This is a genomic window from Saccharothrix violaceirubra, from assembly GCF_014203755.1.
Classification (GTDB): domain Bacteria; phylum Actinomycetota; class Actinomycetes; order Mycobacteriales; family Pseudonocardiaceae; genus Actinosynnema; species Actinosynnema violaceirubrum.
On sequence record NZ_JACHJS010000001.1, the window covers coordinates 1761679 to 1783251 of the forward strand.

Consider the following 21573-nt stretch of genomic DNA (forward strand, 5'->3'; position numbering starts at 1 on the left):
GGGAAAGCAGAAGTCATATGAGCGGTGGCGCGCCGGGGCGGAGCCTGTCCGTCACGTCGACCAAGATCGTGGTTGCCGGCGGGTTCGGCGTCGGCAAGACCACCTTCGTGGGATCGGTGTCGGAGATCGTGCCGCTGACGACCGAGGCCGTGATGACCGAGGCGAGCGTCGGCGTGGACGACTTGTCGAACACGCCGAACAAGATGACGACCACGGTGGCCATGGACTTCGGCCGCGTGTCGCTGGACCAGGACCTGATCCTGTACCTGTTCGGCACCCCCGGTCAGCACCGGTTCTGGTTCATGTGGGACGACCTGGTGCGTGGTGCGATCGGCGCCGTGGTCCTCGTGGACACCCGGCGGCTGTCCGACGCGTTCGCCTCGATCGACTTCTTCGAGGACCGCGAGCTGCCTTACGTGATCGGGGTCAACTGCTTCGACGGCCTGCTGCACCACCGCATCGAGGACATCAGGGAGGCGTTGACGATCGACGCCTCGATCCCGATCGTGCCGTGCGACGCGCGCAACCGGCAGTCGACCAAGCAGACCTTGATCACGTTGGTGGAGCACGCGTTGCGGCAGCCAGCCCTGACCTGAGCACCGACATCCGGGCCGGGTCCTCCTTGTCGGGAGGGCCCGGCCCGGGTGTGTGTTCGTGGTGCCCGAGTGCACATTTCGCGGTGTCCGAACGCACGACTCACGGTGTCTGAACGTATAACTCGCGGGGGTGGAGGACCAGGGTGCCGGTGGCGGTGATCAAGGGGAGGACCGCGGCGGCGGCGGACGAGCACAGGTCGGACCGCGGGATCTCCGGCGAGAGTTCCACGCCGTGCAGGTGGTGGCGCGCGACGATCGAGAGCTGGGCCAGACCGCAGTCGAACGAGTGCAGCAGGCACCGCACGCCCATGTCGGTCAACGTGGTCAGGTTGTCCTCGACCGCCGCCAGGCCGTCCGACAGCCCCAGGCAGCGGGCGTCCAGGCTCAGCCACAACCGGTCCGGGGCCAGGCCCGACGCGCGCAGTGCCTCGGCCACCGGCGCGGTCAGGTCCGGATCACGGGACTGCTCGGGCGACAGCCGCACCAGCACCGGCACGTCCTCGCCCAGCGCGAACGAGCACGCCTCGTCCAGCACCCAGTCCGCGAGCTGCCGCCCCAACCCCAGTTCGTCCGCGAACCGCAGGCACTGCTCGTGCGACACCGGCCCGAACTCCGGGTCGTGCCACCGCAACCGGGCCGTCAACGCGATCCGCCGACCCTCGTGCGCGACCGGCGCGTAGTCGATGGCGATCTCGCCGTTGCCCAGCGCGCCGGGCATGGTCGCGATCAACGACAGCCGGGACCGGTCGCGTTCGTCCTCGCCCGCGTCGTAGATGCCCCACTGGCCCTTGCCGCCGGTCTCGGCCGCGCGCCGCAGGGTCGTGTGCGCCTGGCGCAGCAACGCCATCGCGTCCGAGTTCCGCGCCGACGTCCGCACGAACCCCATGCCCGCCGACACGCCGACGCCGTGCCCGGCCAACCGCACCGGTTCCGACAGGGCACGTTCGAACGCCGTCGCCAACGTCGAGATCCCCGGCGTCGCCGGCGAATCCTCGATCAGCACCACGAACTCGTCGCCGCCGATCCGCGCCACCGTCGCCCGCTCGGCGGCGACCGCGGCCCGCAGCCGCTGGGCCACGACCTTGAGCAGCTCGTCGCCCGACTCGTACCCGAGCCCGTCGTTGACGATCGCCACGCTCTCCACGTCCAGGTAGCACAACGTGATCGAGCCCGGCCGGCCGAGCACCTCCTCCAACCGGGGCAGGAACGCCTGCCGGTTGGGCAGCCCGGTCAACACGTCGTGCAACGCCTGGTGGCGCAGGTAGTCCTGGAGCACCCGCTGCTCGGTCACGTCGTCCACGACGGCCATCCGGTAGCGGATCCCACCGTCGCCGCCGCGCACCACCGACAGCGCCACGTTCGTCCACAGTGGATCGCCGTCCGGTGCGGACAGTGCCAGCTCCAGGTGGGAGTCGTCCCGGTCGGCCAGCAGCATCCGGGTCCACTCGGCACGCAACGCGTCCAGATCCGCCGGTGGGAACAGATCCGGTCCGAGCATCGCGGCCAGCGCGCGGTTCGACTCGACCAGCGTGCCCGCGATGTCGAACAGCGCGATGCCCGCCGTCGCCGACGAGAACACCTTGCGGAACACCGCGTCCGCGTCGTCGGCGACCCGGCGCAGCCGTTCGGCCTCCACCGCCGCCTCGCGTCGGTGGGCCGCCGCGTGCCCGGACGCCACGGCGCCGAGCAGCGCGGCCACCCGGTCGACCGGTCCGGGCAGCAGCGTGCCCAGCAGCGCCAGCGACGGGCCGGGGTCGGCGAACCGGGCCGCGGCGAGCCACTCGCCGACCTCGGTCGCGGGCGCCGGGTCGAAGGCGGGTGCGGCGAGCAGTTCGACGAGCCGGTCGACGTGTCGGTCCAGGTGGCCGCGCAGCTTGCCCCGGGCCAGCGGCTCCCGCGTCGTCGCGGTCAACGCGCGTGCCCATCTCACACCGATACCGGCATGCGGCGCGGCGGTACGAATGCTTCTCGACGGTTCGGTCATCGGTGGTGTCTCGTGCGGTGGGGGAAAGATCGGGTGCGCCACTGTCGCGGAGTTCGATCCTTCACGTCAAGGTCGGCGATCGGCGCCGTGTCCCTTGCTCCATCCTACTGTGCGCCACCCGCCACCCAACGGCCCAGACCGCGAATTCGCCCCGTCGCGGGGAAATCGCGACGGGGCTAGACGCACACCCAATCGGTCACCACCGTCGAGCCGTCCACCTCGCAGCGCAACCGCACCGGACCCGACGGCGGCGGGCCGAGCAGGAAAAACCCGAGCGCGTCGAGTTCCGCCGCCTCCACCGGTCCCGTCGCGGTCAGCAATTCGACCCGGCCGGACCGCGCGGGCAACACCTGGCCCGCTATTCCCGCCTCGGTCACCTCGACCTGCACGGAGATGCCCTCGGCGTCGAACACGAGCTGCCGCGCGGTGAGCGCGGCCCGCGCCCGGTCGGCCAGACCCGCGTCGAGCACCGAGTCGTAGCTGGTGAGCAACATCAGCTCGACGTCCACCGTGCGCCACGTGTACGCCGCGCGTGCGGCACGGGCGAACGCGGGCGGGACGGCGGCGGCCTCGGCCAGCGCCTCGGTCAGCTCGCGCAACAGCACCTCATCGCTTTCCCACCGGTCCACCCAGCACACCTCCTTCGTCGACCTGGTCGAGGAACCGCATCAGCGGCGGCGTCCGGCGCAGCTTGTTCAGGCACCGGATGCGCGTCGGCCCGATGCTGCCCACCGGGATGTCCAGGTCCTCGCTGACGGCGGCGTACGACGGCGGCGGGTCGGCCATCAGCCTGGCCAGCAACTCCCGGCACTGGTCGCTGAGTTCCGCGAACCCGTCCCGCAGGGCCTGGCGCCGCTCGGCGGCGAGCAGGTCCTCGGCCAGGTCCTCCTCGTCGCCCGCCGGTTCGTCGTCCGCCAGCGGGTCGAACGGCCGGGTCCGCTGCTGGAGCCGCAGCATCCGCAGGCACTCGTTGCGCGTGGTCGTGGCGATCCACCCGGGCAGCGCCTCCGGATCGCGCAACCGGCCGATCTGCTCGACCAGGCGCAGCCAGAGCGTCTGGTTCACGTCGGCCGCGTCGGCCGGGCGCAGCCGGTGCCTGTAGATCACCGACAGCACCAACGGCGTGTAGCGGTCGACGATCTCGTTCCACGCGCACTGGTCGCCCTGCGCCGCCGCGCCGACGAGCACGGCGATCGGGGAAGCAGGGGTCACGTCCCCTCCTCTTGTCCAGGGGATGCCGGGAGTCGCACCGGGGGGTCTTCGCTGTCACACACTGCGGAGCGTCGACCCGTCCGGCAGATACGTCTACCCGACCAACACCCCGTAGCCGGGGAAGAACGGCGTCCCACCCAGCAGCTTGTTCCGCGCGTCGACCGCGGACAAGCCCTCGGCCGTCATCACTGCGGCGATCCGCCCGGACACGTGCGGTGCCGCGAAGGAGGTGCCGAGCCAGTAGGCGAACCGGTCGTAGACCTCCGGCGTCGGGTCGCCGGGCAGCTCCCACCGGCCCTTGAGGTAGGTCGACGTGCGGTTGCCGACCGCGCACGCGTCCACCCAGTGCCCGTGGTTGCTGTAGCACGCGGGGATCAGCGAGCCGTCGCGTTCCTTCGCCACGGCGGCCACGGCCGTGACGCCGGGCAGCGCGGCGGGCCAGCTGGGTCGCGTGGTGCCCGCGTTGCCCGCCGAGGCGACGACCACGACGTTCTTGGGCAGCGCGGCCACGGCCCGGCGGACCGGTTCCGGGCACACGTCGTCCTGGGTGAAGCAGCCCAGCGAGATGTTCACGACGTGCACGGACTCGTCGAACGACGACAGCGCCTTGACGAAGTCCTCCTCGGTGCCCAGGCCGCTGGGGTCCAGTGCGCGTTCCGGGTCGAACCGCACGCCGGGCGCGGCCTGCCGCACGACACCGGCGACGAACGTGCCGTGCCCGCCCTCGACGGCGAACACGTCGCCGTGCGCGTAGGCGGCGTCGACCTCGTCGGCCTTGGGCGTGAACGCCCCGGCCAGCCACAGCGGGTGGTCGGCGCCGGCGGTCCGGGCGATGCCGGTGTCGACCACGCCGACGACCACCCCCCGGCCCACGCCCGTCGTGGCCTTGTCCGGGTCGGGCAGCGGCGGCGCGACCTTGGGCGGCAGGCCGGGGTTGCCGTGCATGTTGCCGCCGTGGCCGACGGTCACGTGGTGCGGCTGGACATAGGGCACGCGTTCGTTCGGCCACTGCCGCGGTTCCCGCAGCAACCGCACTATTGCGGGTATGTCGTCGGAATTGCGCGGCAGGATCAACCGGCTCATTCCGGCGAAATCCTTGCCCCGCTCGTTGCCGATGCCGTTCTGGCTCAGTTTGCGGCCGACCCGCTCGACGTCCTCGGGAATCGTGAGCAACTCGCGGGCCACGTAGACGAACTCGCGTCCGCGCTCGGGATGGACGCGGAAGTCCCCGTGCTCTTTCAGCGCCTGGAGGAAGGCTCGCTGGTAAAGATCTGCGCGATTCGGAGGTTCGGACACGACGGCCTCGCAACGCCTCGTCGACGGGTGGCGGTCAAGCTACCACAGGTGACGTGGTAATAAGCTGGCATCGTGGTCGCCCTTTCCGCCGCGGCGGCACTGGAAGCCCGACAACGTGATCCGCGCGCGGCGATCGAGATCGGCCGTGCCGCACTGCGGTCGGCACGGGCGGCGGGCGACGCCCGCGAGGCGTCCGCGGCCGAGCGCGCGATCGGCCTGTCGCTGCGCGAACTGCACGACCTGGACGGCGCGTTGCGGCACCTGCGCCGGTCCGTGCGGATCGCGGTGCGCGCCGGCTCCGCGCGGTCGGCGGCGCTGGCGCGGATGAGCCTGGCGTTCGTGCTGTCCACGACCGGACGGCACGCGGCGGCGTTGCGCGCGATCAACGCCGCGTTGCCGGACCTGCGCGGCACGGACGCGGGCAGCGGGCGCATGCAGCGCGGTCTGGTCCTGCACTACCTGTGCCGCTACGACGAGGCGTTGCGCGAGTACAACGCCGCGATCGACCTGGTGCGCCGCTCCGGCGAACGGCTCGTCGAGGCGCGCGCGTTGAACAACCGGGGCCTGCTGCGCGCCTACACCGGCGGTCTGCGCGCGGCGGACGAGGACTTCGACCGCGCGGCGGTGCTCTACCGGGACCTCGACCAGGAACTCGCGGTCGCCGACGTGCGCTGGAACGCGGGCATCTCCGCGTCGCGCGCGGGCGACGTGCCGCGCGCGCTGACCATGTTCGCGCAGGCCGAGCGCGAGTACCGGCGCCTGGACGTGCCCCGACCCGGTCTGCTGATCAACCGGTTGGAGGTGCTCGTGTCCGTGCCGCTGGTCGAGGAGGCGCGCGCGGCGGCCGACCGGGCGCTCGCCGAACTGACCGACGACCTCGTCCTCGCGCGGTCCGAGGCGCTCTACTACCGGGCCCGGATCGCCGTGCTGGAAGGGGATCTCGACGTCGCCGCGACCATGGCCGCGTCCGCGCGCGCCGGGTTCCGGCGGCAGGGGCGCGCGGTCTGGGAGGCGGGCGCCCACCACGTCGAGTTGCGGGCCGCCTACCTCGACGGGAAGCGGTCGCGCCGGCTCGCGACCGCGTTGACGCGCGTGGCCGACCGGCTCGACGCGCTGGGCTGGCGCACCGCCGGGCTGGAGGCCCGCGTGGACGCCGCGCTCGTCGCCCGCGACCTGGGCGACCGCGGGCGGGCGGCGGCGGAACTGGCCGTCGCGGGCGCGGCCCGGCGCGGCGGCCCGGCGGCGGCGCGCGTGCTCGGCTGGTACGCCGAGGCCGTGCGGCGCGACCTGGCCGGCAACCGGCGGGGCGCGCAGAGCGCGTTGCGCCGGGGCCTGGGCCTGCTCGACGAGTACCGGGTGTCGCTGGGCGCGGGGGAGTTGCGCGCGGTCAGCGGCGCGCAGGGCAAGGCGTTGGCGCTGGAGGGGTTGCGCGGCGCGGTCGCCAGCGGGCGCGCGGACCGCGTCCTGGCGTGGGTCGAGCGGTGGCGGGCCGGCGCGCTGCGGATGACGCCCGCGCGTCCGCCCGAGGACACCGGGCTCGCCGACGCGCTCGCCGAACTGCGCGCCACGACCGCGGACCTGGAGGCGGCGCTGCTGTCCGGCCGGCCGACGACCGCGTTGCGGCAGCGGCAGGTGCGTGGCGAGCAGCGGGTGCGCGAACTGACCCGGCAGGCCAGTGGCGGCGGCGCGGTGCTGCGCCCGCCCGCCGTGCGGGACCTGGTGGCGGCGCTGGGCGACGCGGCGCTCGTGGAGTACGTCGACCACGAGGGCGCGTTGCTGGCCGTCGTCGTCGCGGGCGGTCGGGCGAGCCTGCACCGGCTCGGCCCGGTGGACGTGGCCGTGCGCGAGGTCAGGCTGCTGCGGTTCGCGTTGCACCGGCTCGTGACGCTGCCCGAACGCGTGGACCGGTCGGCGGTGCGCGCGGGTGCCGGGCACGCGGCCGGTCTGCTGGAGGCCCGGCTGCTGGCGCCGCTGCTGCGCCGGGTCGGCACGCGTCCGCTCGTGCTCGCGCCGACGGGCGTGCTGGCCGGTTTGCCGTGGGCCGCGCTGCCGGGGTTGAGCGCGCGGTCGCTGACCGTGGCGCCGTCGGCGGCGGTGTGGCTGCGGGCGACGGCCGCGCGACCGGCCCGGGGGAGCGCGGTGCTGGCGGCCGGACCGCGCCTGGCGGCGGCACCGGCGGAGATCGCGGCGATCACGCCCTCGGCCGGCCCGGCCACGGCGCTGGTCGGCGCGGACGCGACCGTGGACGCGGTGGCGGCGGCCATGGACGGCGCGGCGTTGGCGCACGTGGCCGCGCACGGGTCGTTCCGTGCGGACAACCCGCTGTTCTCGGCGCTGGAACTGGCCGACGGCCCGCTGACCGTCTACGACCTGGAACGGCTGCGCACGCCGCCCGCGCGGGTCGTGCTGTCGGCGTGCGACTCGGGCATGTCCGCCGTGCGGCCGGGCGACGAACTGATGGGCTTCACCGCCGCGTTGCTCGGCCTGGGCACGCGGACGCTGGTCGCGCCGGTCGTCCCGGTGCCGGCCGGGACCACGACGCCGCTGATGGTCGACTTCCACCGCGGCCTCGGCGCGGGCCTGCCGCCCGCCGAGGCGCTGGCACTGGCCCGGGTGGCGCACCTGGACGAGGGCGATTCGGCCTATGCGGCGAGCGTCGGCTTCCTCTGCTTCGGAGCGTGACCGGTTCGACACACCCGTTGCGTCCTCCGGGTGGTAGACAGGAGGGGCACTGCCCCGATCGGGTGGTGTCCGGACGGTCGCGCGGCGCACCTCCGTGTGGGGGAGATGCGCCGCGCGACACCAGGTCCGTCCGCCGCCGGCGGCCTGGGGCTCAGGGTCGGGAGAGGGCGTCCTCGACCGTCGGGACGATCTCGAAGACCGCGTCGAGCCCGGTCGCCTGGATCGGGCGCACGACGGCGCGGTTGGACGCGGCCAGCACCAGCCGCACGCCCAGGTCCTTGGCCCGCTTCGAGCCCGCCACGAGCGCCTCCAGGCCCGCCGAGCCGAGGAAGCGGACGCCGCCCAGGTCGACCACCGCGATGCGCAACCCCGCCACGACCTCGGTGCGCAGGGGTTTGGCCAGCTCGTCGGCGCTCGTCGTGTCCAGTTCGCCGGACACGTGCAACACCACGACGTCCTCCGCGGGTCGTTCGACCCGCACGGAAGCGAGCGTCGCCGCTGGTTCGGGCACCCCGGTCTCCTCTCACTCGACGCCGCCGGAAGGGCGGCGTGTCCACAAACGGTAGCTCCCGGTCCTCGACGGTCGGTGTCCCGACGTGGGCGGGGCGACCGCCCCGCCGTGCCCCGGGGCATCGTCCTGAGGCCTCAGTACCCGATCGGCGGCGAATCCAACCACGAGTTTCGGAAGTTTCGTGCGGGGCGCCTCCGCCGGGATCGCCGTGGCGGGGTCGGGCGAGGGCCGGGCCGACGTCGGAGGGCGGTTCCCGCTCGTGCCGGCACCGTCACCACGAGCGGTGGCACGCGGAGCGTGACCGGGAGAAGCGTGACCGGGTGTCGGGTCCGGTGTCCGGGCCGCCCGTCGGGACCGTGCGAACACGGCCGCGCCGGCGGTCCCGGACGCGGCGTGTTCCGGGTCGGCCGCGGGTCCTGCGCCGAACTCGACGGCGTACCCCGTCACGCTTCCGCGCGCCGGTCCGTCGGCGGCGAGCCGGAAGTCCTTTATGGACTGTCGGCTGCCCGGGAGGCGACGAGCGCGCCGACGTCCTCGTGCAGTCGCAGGGAGTCGCCCGCCAACACCACGTCCACGCCCTGCTCCACGGCAAGCAGCGGCAGCCACTCGTCCGCGCGCACGCCGTCCACCAGGCGCCCGCCCACCAGCGCGTCGCCGAGCAGCACGGTGTCGACCCGGTCGGCGGCCAACGCCGCCACCACGTCGTCCAGCCCGTGCACCGCCCGCCCGCTCAACGCCGTCGACTCGTCCCGGAACCGGCGCACGACCTCGTCGCGGTCGGCCGGCTTCCCGGCCACGCGCTCGGCCGGTTCGTCGGTCTCCACCACGAGCCGGTGGTAGGGCGGCGGCAGCGCGATCCGCAGGCCCCGCCTCATCTCGGCCGGGCCGGACAGCACCAGCAGCGACGCGCGCAGCCGGTCGACCAGGGTGGCCGCCTCCCGGGCCACGTCCGCCAGTTCCCGGGCGTCCAGCTCGCGGCCCGGCCGGCACGCGCCGACCGCGACCGGACGTCCGGTCGGGTCGATGCCGCACAGGTCCGCGCCGTGCGGGTCCACCCGGACCACGACGTGCGGCACGACCGGCTCGGCCAGGTCGACCAGTGGCAGCAGGTAGGGCAGGTCCCCGTACCGCGCGACGTAGCCCGCCGGCGCCCGCGGCAGGAACCGGTCCACGAGCACGCGTCCGGGCGTCACCACCAGAGCGCGCCCGGCGTGCTCGCGCGGCGCGACCACGTCGTGGCCGATCGTCGCGTCGGCCAGGACGAGCAGCGCACGTTCGGCCCCGGCGCCGGCGAGCTGGTCGCGGATGGCGGTCCAGCGCAGGTCCCCGTGCTCGCCGATGTCGTAGTACACCGACGCGAACGGCCCCTCGGCCCCGATCACGTGCCGCAAGCCCGCGGTGCGCATCCCGTCCTCCCGTTCCTCACCGGGAGAGCTACCCGGGATCGGTGCGGGACAACCGTCGGTGCCGCCGCGCGCTCCACGCGCACGCCACCGCCAGGCCGACGCCCGCGAACCCGACGAGCAGGTGCAGGACGTCGCCGGCCGGGCCCGCGTCGAGGCCGTACGGCCGGTCGCTCACGCCGAACGCCGTCACGACCAGGTACGCCGATCCCACCAGCACGGCCACGCGGCGCAGCACGCGTCGTCCCGCCGTCGAGGCACCGAGCAGGACGCCGGTCGTCAGGTGCAGGACGGCGAGCACGGCACCGCCGAGCACGCCCACCGCGTCGAGCAGTCCCCATCCGAGCAGGACGACCGCGATCGCGAGCGCGGTCCGCTGGGGCCAGGACGACATCGCGACCACCTCCGCGTTCGGAGGTCATCCATCGTCGAGCAGATCGCGCATGCGGGCCAGCGATCGCGACAAAAGTCGGGAGACGTGCATCTGCGACACCCCGACGGAGTCGGCTATCTGCGTCTGGGTCATGTTCCGGAAGAAGCGCAGCATCACGATCCGCCGCTCGCGCTTGGGCAGGCCGCGCAGCATCGGGTCGAGCGCGTGCTGGAGTTCGACCGCCTCCATCGCCTGGTCGTCGGCGACCAGCACGTCGCTGAAGTCCTCCTCGTCCAGCGACACCAGGTGGTGCGCGGACGTCGCGTGCAGGCCCTCGTACACCTCGTCGAGCGTCAGGTGCAGGTGCGCGGCCACCTCGCTGGGCGTCGGCGCGCGGCCCGACCGGCGCGACAACTCGACCCGGGCGGCGTCGATCGCCGTGCACAGTTCCTTGAGCCGACGCGGCACGCGCACGGCCCAACCCTGGTCGCGCAGGTACCGGCGCACCTCGCCGGTGATCGTCGGCACGGCGTAGGCCGGGAAGTCGATGCCGCGCTCGACGTCGAACCGGTCGACCGCGTTGATCAGGCCGAGCGCGGCCACCTGGCGCAGGTCCTCGACCGACTCGCCGCGCGCGGCGAACCGGTCGGCGATGTGCCGGGCCAGCGGCAGATGGCCGGTCACCAGCCGGTCGCGCAGCCGCTGGTAGTCGTCGCCGTCGCGGTCGGCCGCCGCGAGTTCGTGGAACAGCGGTTGGTAGTCCACGGCGCTCATGCCCGGCACCTCGACTCGACGTGCGGCAGGTCGCGCCCGTCCGTCACCGCGACCCGCCACGGCAACGACGGCCGGCCGGGACGGGTGACGGCCCGCGACCGGAGGTGGGCGCGGGGGAATCCGCACACCGGGCACACGGCGTGCGCCGGGTCGACGGCCGGCTCGGAGTGCGCGGCCACCGCGCGCACCGTCGGCGGGCAGGCGGTCCGCGTCGCGACCCGCAACTCCACGTCCGAGCCGTCCATGTGCGGCGACCGCCCCCTCGGGTCTGGTGAACCGGATGATCCCGGTCATACCCGAACGGCCGCCGACCTACACCTGGAGTCCACTCCGGACGGTGAAGTCCGGTCGTCCGCCGCGCGCGGTCCGCAGGAACGGTGCCAGGGCGGCACGCGGGAACGCCAGCACCGGGCCGTCGGGTCGCTTCGAGTCGCGGACCAGCAGCGCGTCGGGTGTGGTCGCCAGCTCGACGCAGTTGGCGACGTTGCTGCTGCGGGTGCTCTTGCGCCACCTCACGGGTACTCCTCGGTCAGCTCGGCGATCCGGGCCGCGCTCGCCTCGGCGTCCAACGCCACCTCGCGCAGGGTTCGCAGCGCCCGGTGGTAGCGCGTCAGCTCGGCGGGGTCCTCGACGAAGATGCCGGTGTCCTGGTTCTCCACGAACACCAACTCGGGTTCGTGCCTGAACTCCAGCGCCAGGAACGAGCCGCGCACGCCGACGTGCGAGCCGGCCGCCATGGGCACCACGACGACGTCCACGTTGGGCCGCTCGCCGGCGTCGAGCAGGCGTCGCAACTGGCGGCGCATCACGCCGCCGTCGCCGACGCGGATGCGCAACGCGGCCTCGTGCACCACGGCCAGGTAGCGCGGCGCGCCCGCGCGGGTCAGCAGCGTCTGCCGGGCCATGCGCGCGGACACCAGGGTGTCGACCTCGCGTTCGGACAGCCCCGGGTCCACGGCGGTCAGCAGCGCCTGCGCGTACTCGGCGGTCTGGAGCAGGCCGGGCACGATCATGGCCTCGTAGGACTGGACGCGGACCGCCTTGTGTTCCAGGTCGATCAGCTTGCGCCAGAGCCGGGGCAGTCCGGGTTGGCGTTCCCACCAGCCGGTTTCCTCGCCTTTGCGGACGAGGTCGAGGAGTTCTTTGCGGCGGCCGGGCGGAACCTTGTAATAGCCCAGGAGCGTGTTGACGTCCTCGTACTGCAGACCGCTCTTCCCGGTTTCCATCCGGCTGATCTTGCTGGCCGACACGCCGAGGACGTCGCCGACGTCCTCGCAGCTCAGCTTGCGCTCCTCGCGGTAGAGGCGCAGGGCGGTGGCGACCGTGCGCGATCGCACCGACGTGTAGGCGTTCCCTGGCATGGGCTATGTCTAAAGCACCGAATAGTGACCGGGCAATGACACTTTTGGGCTATGTATTGCACCGGATGCAATATGTCCGACCGCAGTGGTGCGGTATGTCACTGTCCACAATGGACTGTGAAAGTCCGTCAATCCGCACGGGCCGCGTCGACCCGGGCCCGGTCTTCGGGGCCGAGGCGTCGGCGCACCGTGTCCACGAGTCGGGTGTGCGCGCCGAAGAGCGCCATGTAGACGACGCCGTCGGCCACGGCCCGGTGCGTGGACGCCACGTCGAGCAGGTCGTCGAGCAGGACGCTCGCCCGATCCTGCTCGGCGTCGGTCAGGTCGCGGTCGTGCAGGTCGCGCACCAGGTCGCGGGCCGCGACGGCGGGCCGCTCGCACGTGCGCAGCCCGAGCGCGACCCGGTGCAGCGCGGTCGGCCCGCCGTGCCGCAGCACCGCGTCGACGATCGTGCGGTGCACGTCCGCGATGTCGGGCGCGGGCTGGAACGCCGGGTACTCCAGCCACAGCGCCACGAAGTGCAGCAGCACCTGCTCGGGCACGGTGTCGAACGCGTCGAGCGCGGCCGGTTCCGGCGGTGGCACGACGAGGAAGCGCCGGGTGCGTTCGGCGTGGTCGAGCGCGGCCAGCGCGGCGGCGATCCGGTCGGGGTCGGCGGAACGGAGGTCGGCGACGAGATCGGGCTCGGCCATGGGGCGGTCCAGGGGTCCGTACGGCGGGGGCCACCACTCTCGGGGTGCCCGACCGTGCCGCGCGACGACCGTTCGAGGGGTTCGCCGGCCGTTCCAGGCGAGGTGGAAACCACTACGGCGGAAAATGTGACGGTCCGACGTATCAAACGGGGCCCTTCCCCCTCCATAGGGTTAACCGATTCCACGGGAGGGTGGAGAATGGGTCGAAAGGTCGGTCGGGGGGTCCTGCAAGTGCACCCGACCAGGCTGTGCAATCTGCGCTGCCTGCACTGCTACTCCAGTAGCGGACCCGACGTGGCCGAGTCCATCCCGATCGGCGTGCTGGACCAGGTCGTGCACGACGCCGCCGCCCTCGGCTACGACGTGCTCAACGTGTCCGGCGGCGAACCGTTCCTGTACCCGGAACTGCCCGCGCTGCTGCGCGCCGCCCGCGACGCGGGCATGGGCACGACCGTCACCACGAACGCGGTCGCGCTCAACCAGCGGCGCATCGGCCTGATCCGCGGCCTGGTCGACCTGGTGGCCGTGTCGCTCGACGGCGACCAGCCCACCCACGACCGCATCCGCGACCGGATCGGCAGCTTCGACAAGGCGTTGGCGGGCATCCGCCGGCTCACCGAGGCGGGCGTGCCGGTCGGCGTCGTCACCACCCTCACCCAGGGCAACGCCACCCAGCTCGGCGACGTGGCCGAGGCCGCCTCCGCGTCCGGCGCGCTGCTGCTGCAGGTGCACCCGCTCGAACCCGAGGGCGCGGCGAACCGGTTGATGGCGGGCGAACGGCCCGACGCCGTGGAACTCGCCTACGCCGCCGTGGAACTCGGCCGGATCGCCGCCGAGCACGGCATGGCCGTGCAGCTCGACGCCGTGCCGCGGACCACGCTGTCGCGCACGCCCGAGGCGTTCATGGCCGCGCCGACCGCCGGGCCGCTCGGCCGCTGGCTGACGCCGCTGGTCGTGGAGGCCAACGGCGCGGCCGTGCCGGTGTCGTACGGCTTCGACCGTCGCTACTCGCTGGGCAACGTGCACGACCGGCCGCTGTCCGACCTCGCCGCGCAGTGGGACCCCGAGCCGTTCCGCGAGCTGTGCCGCACGACGTGGGAGCGCCTCGTCGAAGGCCGGACCGGTCCGCTCGTGCCGTGGTACGGGCATCTCGTGCGGGCCTCGCGCACGGCGGTCATCGAGCCGTCAACGCCTCGGCACTGACGGTGTTGAGCACGGACGACGGGTCGACGCCGCACTCCTCGGCCCTTCGGCAGCCGTAGTGGAGCCAGTCGAGCTGACCGGGCGCGTGGGCGTCGCTGTCGATCGTGAAGGAGCACCCGAGTTCGACGGCGAGGGAGAGCAGCCGCCGCGGCGGATCCAGCCGGTCGGGCCGCGAGTTGATCTCCACGGCCGTGCCGTGGTCGCGGCAGGCGGTGAACACGGTGCGCGCGTCGAACGCCGACTCCGCCCGGACCTTGCCCGCGACCCGTCGTCCGGTGCAGTGCCCGAGGACGTCGACCAGCGGATCGCGCACGGCCGCGACCATCCGCCGGGTCATCTCCCCGGCGGGCATGCGGAGTGTGGAGTGCACGCTCGCGACGACGAAGTCGAGCCGGTCGAGCAACTCCGGGTCCTGGTCGAGCGACCCGTCGTCGAGGATGTCCACCTCGATCCCGGTCAGGATCCGGAACGGCGCGAGGTCGACGTTGAGGGCGGCCACGACGTCGAGCTGCCGGCGCAACCGCTCGGCACTCAACCCGTTGGCGACCCGGAGCCGGGGGGAGTGGTCGGTGAGCACCATCCACCGGTGCCCCAGCGACCGGGCGGTGGTCGCCATCTCCAGGATCGGACTGCCACCGTCGGACCAGTCGGAGTGGGTGTGGCAGTCCCCGGTGAGCAGCTCGCGCAACGCGTGACCACCGAACGCGGGATCGAGGTAGTCGGGCTCGACGATCCCGTCCAGGTACCCGATCTCCCGCCCCGCGAGGGCATCGGCCACGACCCGTGCGGTCGTCGGCCCGATCCCGGGGACGTCCGTCAACGTCCCCCGCGCCACCTGCCGGGCCACCTCGTCGACCCCCAGTTCGTCCACCACGCCCGCCGCCCGTCGGAAGGCCTTGACCCGATGACCCGGCTCCCCGACCCGTTCGAGCCGGAACGCCACCGTCCGCAACGCCTCGCCCGCATCCACCGCCACCACCCCCACCACCGGAACCGCCTACAGCGTCACAGCGAACCCGGGACCCCGCACACCCGGAGCCACCCGTTGGAAGGTGCCTGAGTGCGTAGTTCGGGGTGCCCGAGCGGAGGACTCGCGAGGTGGGGGGCACACGAGTGCACATCTCGCGGTGCCTGAACGCACATCTCGCGGTGTCCGAGTGCATGACTCGCGCGTTTGCGTAGGCCACGGACTCGAAGCCGACTGGGGCACCGGCACCGGTGAACCACCCACGGCCCCCGCACGTGTTGGAGAGGAGAAACCCACAGAGGAGACCCACGATGACCCGCCGAAATCCCTCCCCCCTGGGCTAAGACCATGCCCGACCCACTCCTCGACCGGACGCTGTGCCGGGTCCGCGCGGAACGCGCCCGGACCCGGACCCGCATCCGCACCGCCGCCGCCACCCTGCTCGCGGTGCTGCTCGCGACGGGCGTCCACCTGGGCCGGCACAGCGTCCCCGGGGAACGGGTCCTGACCGCGTCCGCACACGGCACAAGCCTGTCCGCCACCGTCACCCCCGACGAAGGCTGGATCCGCCTGAAAGCCTCGATCGACGGCATCCCGCCGGGCGAACACTGCCACCTGGTCGTCGAGGACGACCGCGGCACGAGGACCGTCGCCGCCGGCTGGGTCGCGTCCGCCGCCGAGCACACCGACGTCGCCGGCACCGCCCTGGTCGACCCCGACGCCGTCGTCGGCATCGAAGTCGAAACGACCGACGGTCGGGTGTTGATCACCGCCAGGTGGCAGGCTTGACCGGGTGAGGTGGGTACTCCTGGTGGCACTGCTGCTGATGTCCGCGTGCCGGAACGACGCCCGCGAGGTCGCGATCGACGACGTCCCACCCGCCGCCCAGGCCGGAGCCACCGGGAACGGCGCCTCCACCGGCACGGTCACCGAGGACTGCGGCACCAACGCCGGACGCCACCTCAACGCGGACAACATCGTGTCCGCGCCCGGAAAACCGTTCGGCGCCCACCACACGCACGAGTACGTCGGCAACACGTCGACCGATCACGCGTCGACCGACGACTCGTTGGCCGCGGCCACCACCACCTGCCCGGACGACGACCGCTCCACCTACTACTGGCCCGTCCTGCGCCTCACCGCCAGGACCGGCCCGGACCACCACGCGCCCGGCGGCGGCGAACACGGCAACACCGGCGAGGTCCTTCCCCCGGGTCGGGTCGGGATCACCTTCACCGGCAACCCGGCGAGCCACGTCGTGCCCATGCCCCGGTTCCTGCGGCTGATCACCGGCGACCCGTCCGCGCGCACGACCGGGCAGTCCACCGCGAAGTGGAGCTGCACCGGGTTCGAGGACCGCCGCACCGGGCGCTACCCGGTCTGCCCCGCCGACTCCGACGTGGTCCGGATCTTCGAGTTCCCCAGCTGCTGGGACGGCCGCAACACCGACAGCCCCTCGCACCGCGCGCACCTGGTGTTCCCGGGCGCGGACGGGGTCTGCCCGCCGCGCACGTTCCCCGTGCCGAAGCTGACCGTGCGCGTGGTCTACGACGTGCCCGAGGGCGAGCCCTTCGCCGTGGACAGCTTTCCCGACCAGGACCGGGATCCGCGCACCGACCACTCCATGGCCGTCAACGTCATGACCGACGACGGGATGCGCCGGGTGGCCGAGTGCCTCAACTCCGGGCGGACCTGTCCGTGACGGCGTCCGGCCCAATTCCCCGGATTCGTGAACCGGTCCGGGCCCGCGCCCGTGTGTCCGTCGACGAGACGACGAAGGGAGCGGGCGCATGGCGGCTTTGTGGTCCCGGAAACGGGCCGCCGCGGCCGACGAGGCGTTGGTCCGCACGCTCTACGAGGAGCACGGGCGGGCGCTGCTCGCGTACGCGACCCGGCTCACCGGCGACCGGGCGGCGGCCGAGGACGTCGTCCAGGAGACGCTCGTCCGCGCCTGGCGCCACCCCGAGGCCCTGGTCAACGGCAAGGGTTCGGTCCGGGGCTGGTTGCTCACGGTCGCGCGCAACATCGTCACCGACCGGGTGCGGGCGCGCGCGTCCCGTCCCCGGGAGGTGGCCGAGAACCCGGCGACGCCGCCGGTCGAGCGCGACCACGCGGACTCGGTGGTCGACTCGGTCGTGGTGCTCGAAGCGCTCGACCGGCTCTCGCCCGACCACCGCGACGTCCTGGTCGAGATCTACTTCCGGGGCCGGAGCGTGACGGAGGCCGCGGCGGCGTTGGGCGTGCCGCCGGGCACGGTCAAATCCCGGTCGCACTACGCGCTCAGAGCGTTGCGGGACACGTTCACCGGAGGACAGGTCGCGCTGAAAGGGGTGTCCGGATGACCACGAACCACGATCCGCGGTTGCTCGGCGCCTACGTGCTGGGCGTCCTGGACGAGCGGGAGGCGCGTGCCGTGGAGCACCACCTGTCGGACTGCGCGCACTGCCGGTCCGAACTCGACGACCTGCGGGCGGCGGAGGCCGCGTTGGGCGACCTCCCACCGGAGGCGCTGCTCGACGGTCCGCCCGAGGACGGCGATCTCCTGCTGCGGCGCACGCTTCGGCAGGTCCGGAAGGAACGTGTCGGTCGCGTGCGCGCCCGCGGTCTGGGCGCGGCTGCCGCGGCGGTGGTCGTCGCGGTCGTCGTGCTCGGCGGCGGTTTCGCGGTCGGCCGGGGCACCGCGCCCACGCCCGACGCGTCGTCGTCGACGACCGTCGCGCCGCCGGACAACGCGGAGCGGAAGTTGGCGACCGGCGTCGACCCGGCCACCGGTGCGCGGATGACCGTGGAGATCCGGCGTGCCGTCGGGTGGGTGCGGGTCAACGCGTCCGTGTCCGGTGTCGCGCAGGGCAGGGAGTGCCGGCTGGTCGTCGTGGGGAAGGACGGCACGACGCGGGAGGCGGGCAGTTGGCTGGTGTCCAAGCTGGGTGAGCGGGAGGGGACCAATCTGGACGGTTCGGCCCTGGTCGAGTTCTCGGACGTCACCGCCGTCGAGGTCCGCGACTTCACCGGGGAGCGGATCGTGTCCGTGGACCTCTAATTAGACCGCTTTCCGCGTGGCCCCTGGGCTTCCCGAGCGGACCACTGTGGAAAAGGGGGAGCGGCGTGCCCCGTCCCCGTGTGGCGGGGCACGCCGTCGGCTTCACGGCCGCAGCACGACCTTGCCGACCGTCTCCCGGTTCTCCAGCGCCGTGTGCGCCCTTCCCGCGTCCGCCAACGGGAACGCCGTGGTGCGCGGCGTGAGCCGGCCGGAGGCGAGCGCGTCCAACGCCAGGGTCTCCAGTTCCCGCAGGTTCGTCCCCTTGACGATGCGCGGACCGACGGCCACGTCGGCACCGATGCCCAGGCGGTACAGGTCGGCGGTGCCGACGGGCGTCGGCGTGCCGGACGACCAGCCGAACAGGACGGTCCGGCCGCCGACGCCGAGCAGGTCCAGCCCGGCCTTCCCGGCGTCGCCGCCGACGCCGTCGAGGACCAGCGACACCTCGCCGACCTCGGCGCGCACCTCGTCGTCCCAGCCCGGCGCGGTGTAGTCGACCACGTGGTCGGCGCCCAGTTCCCGGACCAGGTCGAGCTTGGCCGTGCTCGCGACGCCCACCACCGTCGCGCCGAGCGCCTTGAGTTCCTGCACGAACAACGAGCCGAGCCCGCCCGCCGCGGCCGTCACCAGCACCACGTCGTCGGCCGTCGGCGCGGCGATCCGCAGGACGCCGAACGCGGTGCGCCCGGTGCCGATCATGGCCACGGCCCGCTCGTCGGACACGTGGTCGGGCACCTCGTGCAGGCTCGCGACGTTCGCCGCGGCCTGTTCCGCGTAGCCGCCGTGCGCCTGGCCGAGGTGCGCGACGACCCGCCGGCCCAGCCAGTTGTCCGGCACGTCCGGACCCAGCGCGCTCACCACGCCCGCGACCTCGCGGCCGGGGACCAGCGGCAGGTCCGGCAGCGGGAACGGGCCGCCCCGCTCGCCGCGCCGCAGCGAGGTGTCGAGCAGGTGGACGCCGGCGGCCCCCACCGTCACCCGCACCTGGCCCGCACCCGGTACTGGATCGGGTACCTCTTCGTGACGCAGAGTGTCGACATCGCCGAATTCGTGCTGTCGGATCGCGTACACGTTCCCTTGCCCCCTCGCGTCGACCGTTACGGGTGATCACGGTAGGAGTTCGAGTTAAGTGGAGGTCAAGGACGGCGCACGGGCATTCGGCAAATGCTTTGACTCGACCCGTTCCGGCAGGCATAGTCGGACTGGTCGAGAAAAAGGGGAAAGCGGTGTCCGAGTGGACCGGCGTGCCGACGCTGCACGCCTGACTACCTGCCCGTACGTCGGATCGGCGTGCGGCGTCACGCCGTCGGCGAGGGCATTTGTAAAATCTATCCCTGCATTCATTCCGGTGATCGGAAAACATTCTTCCGCAGACGTCCGGACCTTCATGGGGTGGGTCCGGCGGCCCTGTCACGGCGGGGCGGTGGCTCCTGTCCGACCGGTCGTGGGCCCGTGCGCCCGCGACCACCACCCGTCGGGTCGGCACGTCGGGATCGCCCGCCGCCGACTCCCGCACGTACACCCGTTCGTCGAACGCTCATGGACGCCCCGATGGTTGTCCGGACCCGCCGCGGCGCACCGAATCCTGCCGGGGCACCGTCGTTTGCCCGATCCGGTGAACGGGTAACCGGGCGGTCACCGGAGCCCGGCAGGCGGGCTCTCGGTCCTCATTGGAGGGCGTGATGACCCACCCGACCACTCGCGGTCGCGTCAAGGTCGCGGGACTCCAGCCCGCCCAGGTCCTCGCGGGCCTGGTCGGCGTGTTCTTCCTCGTCGCGGGCGTGGCGGGCTTCGTCCGCACCGGCTTCGCCGACTTCGACCGGCACGAGGTGCTGCTGGGGCTGACGGTGAACCCCCTGCACAACGTCGTGCACCTCGCGTTCGGCGTGCTCGGCCTGCTGATGGCGACCGGCTCGGGCCTGTCCCGGCTCTACGGCTGGATCCTGTTCGTCGCCTACGGCGTCGTCCTGGTGTGGGGCCTGATGCTGGTCGGCGTCGTCGCGGTGAACCCGGTCGCGCGACTCGGCGACCCGTTGGCCCTCGACGTGCGCGCGAACTGGCTGCACCTCGGCTTCACCGCGCTGGGCCTGCTGATCGCGGTGCTGCCCGCGCGCCACCGGATCGTCGTCCCGGAGGAGACCGTCGTCGCGCCGCCGCGCGACGAGAGCATCCGCGAGCCGCACGTGCCCGACCCGCGCGTCGAAACCCCCGACCCGACCGTCACGACGCGCCCGACCCGGCCCATCGACCCGGCCGTCGCCGAACGCCACCAGGCGCGGCACGCCCGGTAGACCACCCGAAGCGGCGGGGCGTCGTCCGTACCGGCGGACGGCGCCCCGCCTCGTGCCATACCGGCGGGCGGAGCCCCGCCCCGTGCCATGCTGTGGCGTGATGTCGACGATCGCCCTCTGGGCTCCCGCCGCGCTCGCCCTGGTCCTCGTGATCACGCCCGGCCCCTGGCGACTGAGCCGCAACGTGATCACGATCGCGCACGAGGCCGGCCACGCGCTCACCGCGCTGCTCACCGGCCGCCGGCTGACCGGGATCAAGCTGCACTCGGACACCTCGGGCGTGACGGTCTCGCGCGGCCGGCCGGCCGGACCGGGCATGGTCGCCACCGCGTTCACGGGCTACGTGACGCCGTCGCTGCTCGGTCTCGGTGCCGCGGCCCTGGCCACCGCCGATCAGATCCGGCCGCTGCTGTTGGGCACCGTCGTGCTGCTCGGCCTCATGCTGATCATGATCCGCAACGTGTTCGGCGTGCTGTCCGTCGTCGTCACCGGCGGCATCGTGTTCGCCGTGTTCTGGTTCGGCGGTCGGGACGTGCGGGTCGCGTTCGCGTTGTTCATCGCGTGGTTCCTGCTGCTGGGCGGTGTCCGGCCGATCGGGGAGCTGCAACGCAAGCGCGCCCGCGGCCGGGCCCGCGACTCCGACGCCGACCAGCTCGGCCGCCTGACCGGCGTGCCCGGTCTGGTCTGGGTGGCGGTGTTCGCGGCCGTGGCGCTGGGCTGCCTGTTCCTCGGCGGCCGGCTGCTGCTGCCGGATCTCATGCTGCCGGGCTGATCGCGTCGGGCGGTTCCGGGTACCCGTGCGGGGAGTTACCCGATCAGGCAACACCACGTTTGCCCGACCGGGTCGTCCGGGTAAGCCGTGACCAGCACCTGATCAAGCCCGAATGGAGTCGCCCATGACCAGCACCGCTCGTCTGCCGAAGCCGGTCACAGATGTGTGGGATTGGCAGAAGGAAGGTCTCTGCCGCGGCCGTGACAGCGCGGTGTTCTTCCACCCGGACAACGAACGCGGCTCCGCTCGTGCCTCGCGCGAGAACAACGCCAAGGAACTGTGTGCCCGGTGCCCGGTCCTCGACCGGTGCCGTGAGCACGCCCTGGCCGTGCAGGAGCCTTACGGCGTCTGGGGCGGCATGGGCGAGGACGAGCGGCGACGCATCATCGCCGCCCGCCGCCGTGCCGCCGCGTGAC

General features: G+C 73.1%; 24 protein-coding genes. 10 read left to right on the plus strand and 14 right to left on the minus strand.

Annotated features, from left to right (window positions below; genetic code table 11):
• Positions 1-17: 17 nt before the first annotated feature.
• Complete coding sequence (locus F4559_RS08815; protein WP_184667415.1) at positions 18-596, plus strand: GTP-binding protein; 579 nt, start codon at positions 18-20, stop codon at positions 594-596.
• Positions 597-696: 100 nt separating this feature from the next.
• On the opposite strand, the gene F4559_RS08820 is transcribed toward F4559_RS08815, so the two are convergent.
• From F4559_RS08820 to F4559_RS08835, 4 genes are all read right to left on the minus strand, one after another.
• Complete coding sequence (locus F4559_RS08820) at positions 697-2526, minus strand: diguanylate cyclase domain-containing protein (protein ID WP_312865532.1); 1830 nt, start codon at positions 2524-2526, stop codon at positions 697-699.
• A gap of 230 nt (positions 2527-2756) precedes the next feature.
• Positions 2757-3209 carry a hypothetical protein gene (locus F4559_RS08825; protein ID WP_184667423.1) on the minus strand — a complete coding sequence of 151 codons (453 nt, stop codon included), beginning with the start codon at positions 3207-3209 and terminating at the stop codon, positions 2757-2759.
• Positions 3187-3792, minus strand: coding sequence for an RNA polymerase sigma factor (locus F4559_RS08830; RefSeq protein ID WP_184667425.1), 606 nt, complete (start codon positions 3790-3792; stop codon positions 3187-3189). The genes F4559_RS08825 and F4559_RS08830 overlap by 23 nt, the downstream gene beginning before the upstream one ends.
• A gap of 93 nt (positions 3793-3885) precedes the next feature.
• A complete protein-coding gene (locus tag F4559_RS08835; RefSeq protein ID WP_184667427.1) occupies positions 3886-5088 on the minus strand; it encodes a S8 family peptidase in 1203 nt (400 codons plus the stop codon).
• A gap of 72 nt (positions 5089-5160) precedes the next feature.
• Here F4559_RS08835 and F4559_RS08840 point away from each other — a divergent pair, with 72 nt between their 5' ends.
• Positions 5161-7770, plus strand: a complete 2610-nt coding sequence (locus tag F4559_RS08840) for a CHAT domain-containing protein (RefSeq protein ID WP_184667429.1) — start codon at positions 5161-5163, stop codon at positions 7768-7770.
• 151 nt (positions 7771-7921) lie between these two features.
• On the opposite strand, the gene F4559_RS08845 is transcribed toward F4559_RS08840, so the two are convergent.
• The 8 genes from F4559_RS08845 to F4559_RS08880 all read right to left on the minus strand — a co-directional run bounded on the left by F4559_RS08845 (position 7922) and on the right by F4559_RS08880 (position 12884).
• On the minus strand, positions 7922-8281 hold the full coding sequence (locus F4559_RS08845) for an STAS domain-containing protein (RefSeq protein ID WP_184667431.1): 360 nt from the start codon (positions 8279-8281) through the stop codon (positions 7922-7924).
• A 488-nt stretch (positions 8282-8769) separates the two neighbouring features.
• The gene (locus F4559_RS08850) at positions 8770-9687 is read right to left on the minus strand and encodes a baeRF2 domain-containing protein (RefSeq protein WP_184667433.1); all 918 of its coding nucleotides are present in this window, start codon (positions 9685-9687) and stop codon (positions 8770-8772) included.
• A 28-nt stretch (positions 9688-9715) separates the two neighbouring features.
• Positions 9716-10078 (minus strand): hypothetical protein, encoded by a 363-nt coding sequence (locus F4559_RS08855; RefSeq protein ID WP_184667435.1) that lies wholly within the window; start codon positions 10076-10078, stop codon positions 9716-9718.
• 24 nt (positions 10079-10102) lie between these two features.
• Positions 10103-10831 (minus strand): SigB/SigF/SigG family RNA polymerase sigma factor, encoded by a 729-nt coding sequence (locus F4559_RS08860; RefSeq protein ID WP_184667437.1) that lies wholly within the window; start codon positions 10829-10831, stop codon positions 10103-10105.
• On the minus strand, positions 10828-11076 hold the full coding sequence (locus F4559_RS08865; RefSeq protein ID WP_184667439.1) for a hypothetical protein: 249 nt from the start codon (positions 11074-11076) through the stop codon (positions 10828-10830). The genes F4559_RS08860 and F4559_RS08865 overlap by 4 nt, the downstream gene beginning before the upstream one ends.
• 67 nt (positions 11077-11143) lie before the next feature.
• Positions 11144-11347 carry a DUF397 domain-containing protein gene (locus F4559_RS08870; protein ID WP_184667441.1) on the minus strand — a complete coding sequence of 68 codons (204 nt, stop codon included), beginning with the start codon at positions 11345-11347 and terminating at the stop codon, positions 11144-11146.
• The gene (locus tag F4559_RS08875; RefSeq protein ID WP_184667443.1) at positions 11344-12192 is read right to left on the minus strand and encodes a helix-turn-helix domain-containing protein; all 849 of its coding nucleotides are present in this window, start codon (positions 12190-12192) and stop codon (positions 11344-11346) included. Before F4559_RS08875 ends, F4559_RS08870 begins: the two co-directional genes overlap by 4 nt.
• Before the next feature lie 128 nt (positions 12193-12320).
• Positions 12321-12884, minus strand: a complete 564-nt coding sequence (locus F4559_RS08880) for a hypothetical protein (protein WP_184667445.1) — start codon at positions 12882-12884, stop codon at positions 12321-12323.
• 198 nt (positions 12885-13082) lie between these two features.
• Between F4559_RS08880 and F4559_RS08885 the strand changes: the two genes are divergently transcribed.
• A complete protein-coding gene (locus tag F4559_RS08885; protein ID WP_184667447.1) occupies positions 13083-14087 on the plus strand; it encodes a radical SAM/SPASM domain-containing protein in 1005 nt (334 codons plus the stop codon).
• On the opposite strand, the gene F4559_RS08890 is transcribed toward F4559_RS08885, so the two are convergent.
• A complete protein-coding gene (locus F4559_RS08890; RefSeq protein WP_184675581.1) occupies positions 14059-15057 on the minus strand; it encodes a PHP domain-containing protein in 999 nt (332 codons plus the stop codon). The two genes, F4559_RS08885 and F4559_RS08890, sit on opposite strands and share 29 nt — an antisense overlap.
• A 345-nt stretch (positions 15058-15402) precedes the next feature.
• Here F4559_RS08890 and F4559_RS08895 point away from each other — a divergent pair, with 345 nt between their 5' ends.
• From F4559_RS08895 to F4559_RS08910, 4 genes are all read left to right on the plus strand, one after another.
• The gene (locus F4559_RS08895; protein WP_184667449.1) at positions 15403-15843 is read left to right on the plus strand and encodes a hypothetical protein; all 441 of its coding nucleotides are present in this window, start codon (positions 15403-15405) and stop codon (positions 15841-15843) included.
• A gap of 4 nt (positions 15844-15847) precedes the next feature.
• Positions 15848-16756 (plus strand): DUF1996 domain-containing protein, encoded by a 909-nt coding sequence (locus F4559_RS08900; RefSeq protein ID WP_312865533.1) that lies wholly within the window; start codon positions 15848-15850, stop codon positions 16754-16756.
• A gap of 88 nt (positions 16757-16844) precedes the next feature.
• Complete coding sequence (locus tag F4559_RS08905) at positions 16845-17396, plus strand: sigma-70 family RNA polymerase sigma factor (RefSeq protein WP_184667451.1); 552 nt, start codon at positions 16845-16847, stop codon at positions 17394-17396.
• Entirely contained in the window at positions 17393-18094 is a 702-nt protein-coding gene (locus tag F4559_RS08910; protein WP_184667454.1) for an anti-sigma factor family protein, read from the plus strand. Before F4559_RS08905 ends, F4559_RS08910 begins: the two co-directional genes overlap by 4 nt.
• 102 nt (positions 18095-18196) lie before the next feature.
• Here F4559_RS08910 and F4559_RS08915 read toward each other — a convergent pair whose 3' ends face one another.
• Positions 18197-19165 carry a zinc-binding dehydrogenase gene (locus tag F4559_RS08915; protein ID WP_184667456.1) on the minus strand — a complete coding sequence of 323 codons (969 nt, stop codon included), beginning with the start codon at positions 19163-19165 and terminating at the stop codon, positions 18197-18199.
• Positions 19166-19776: 611 nt separating this feature from the next.
• On the opposite strand from F4559_RS08915, the gene F4559_RS08920 reads away from it, so the two are divergent.
• The 3 genes from F4559_RS08920 to F4559_RS08930 all read left to right on the plus strand — a co-directional run bounded on the left by F4559_RS08920 (position 19777) and on the right by F4559_RS08930 (position 21572).
• Positions 19777-20385 (plus strand): DUF4383 domain-containing protein, encoded by a 609-nt coding sequence (locus F4559_RS08920; protein ID WP_184667458.1) that lies wholly within the window; start codon positions 19777-19779, stop codon positions 20383-20385.
• Between the two features lie 100 nt (positions 20386-20485).
• Positions 20486-21157, plus strand: coding sequence for a M50 family metallopeptidase (locus tag F4559_RS08925; RefSeq protein WP_184667460.1), 672 nt, complete (start codon positions 20486-20488; stop codon positions 21155-21157).
• 124 nt (positions 21158-21281) lie between these two features.
• Positions 21282-21572: a WhiB family transcriptional regulator gene (locus F4559_RS08930; RefSeq protein WP_184667462.1), complete on the plus strand. Its 291-nt coding sequence runs from the start codon at positions 21282-21284 to the stop codon at positions 21570-21572.
• Position 21573 lies beyond the last annotated feature (1 nt).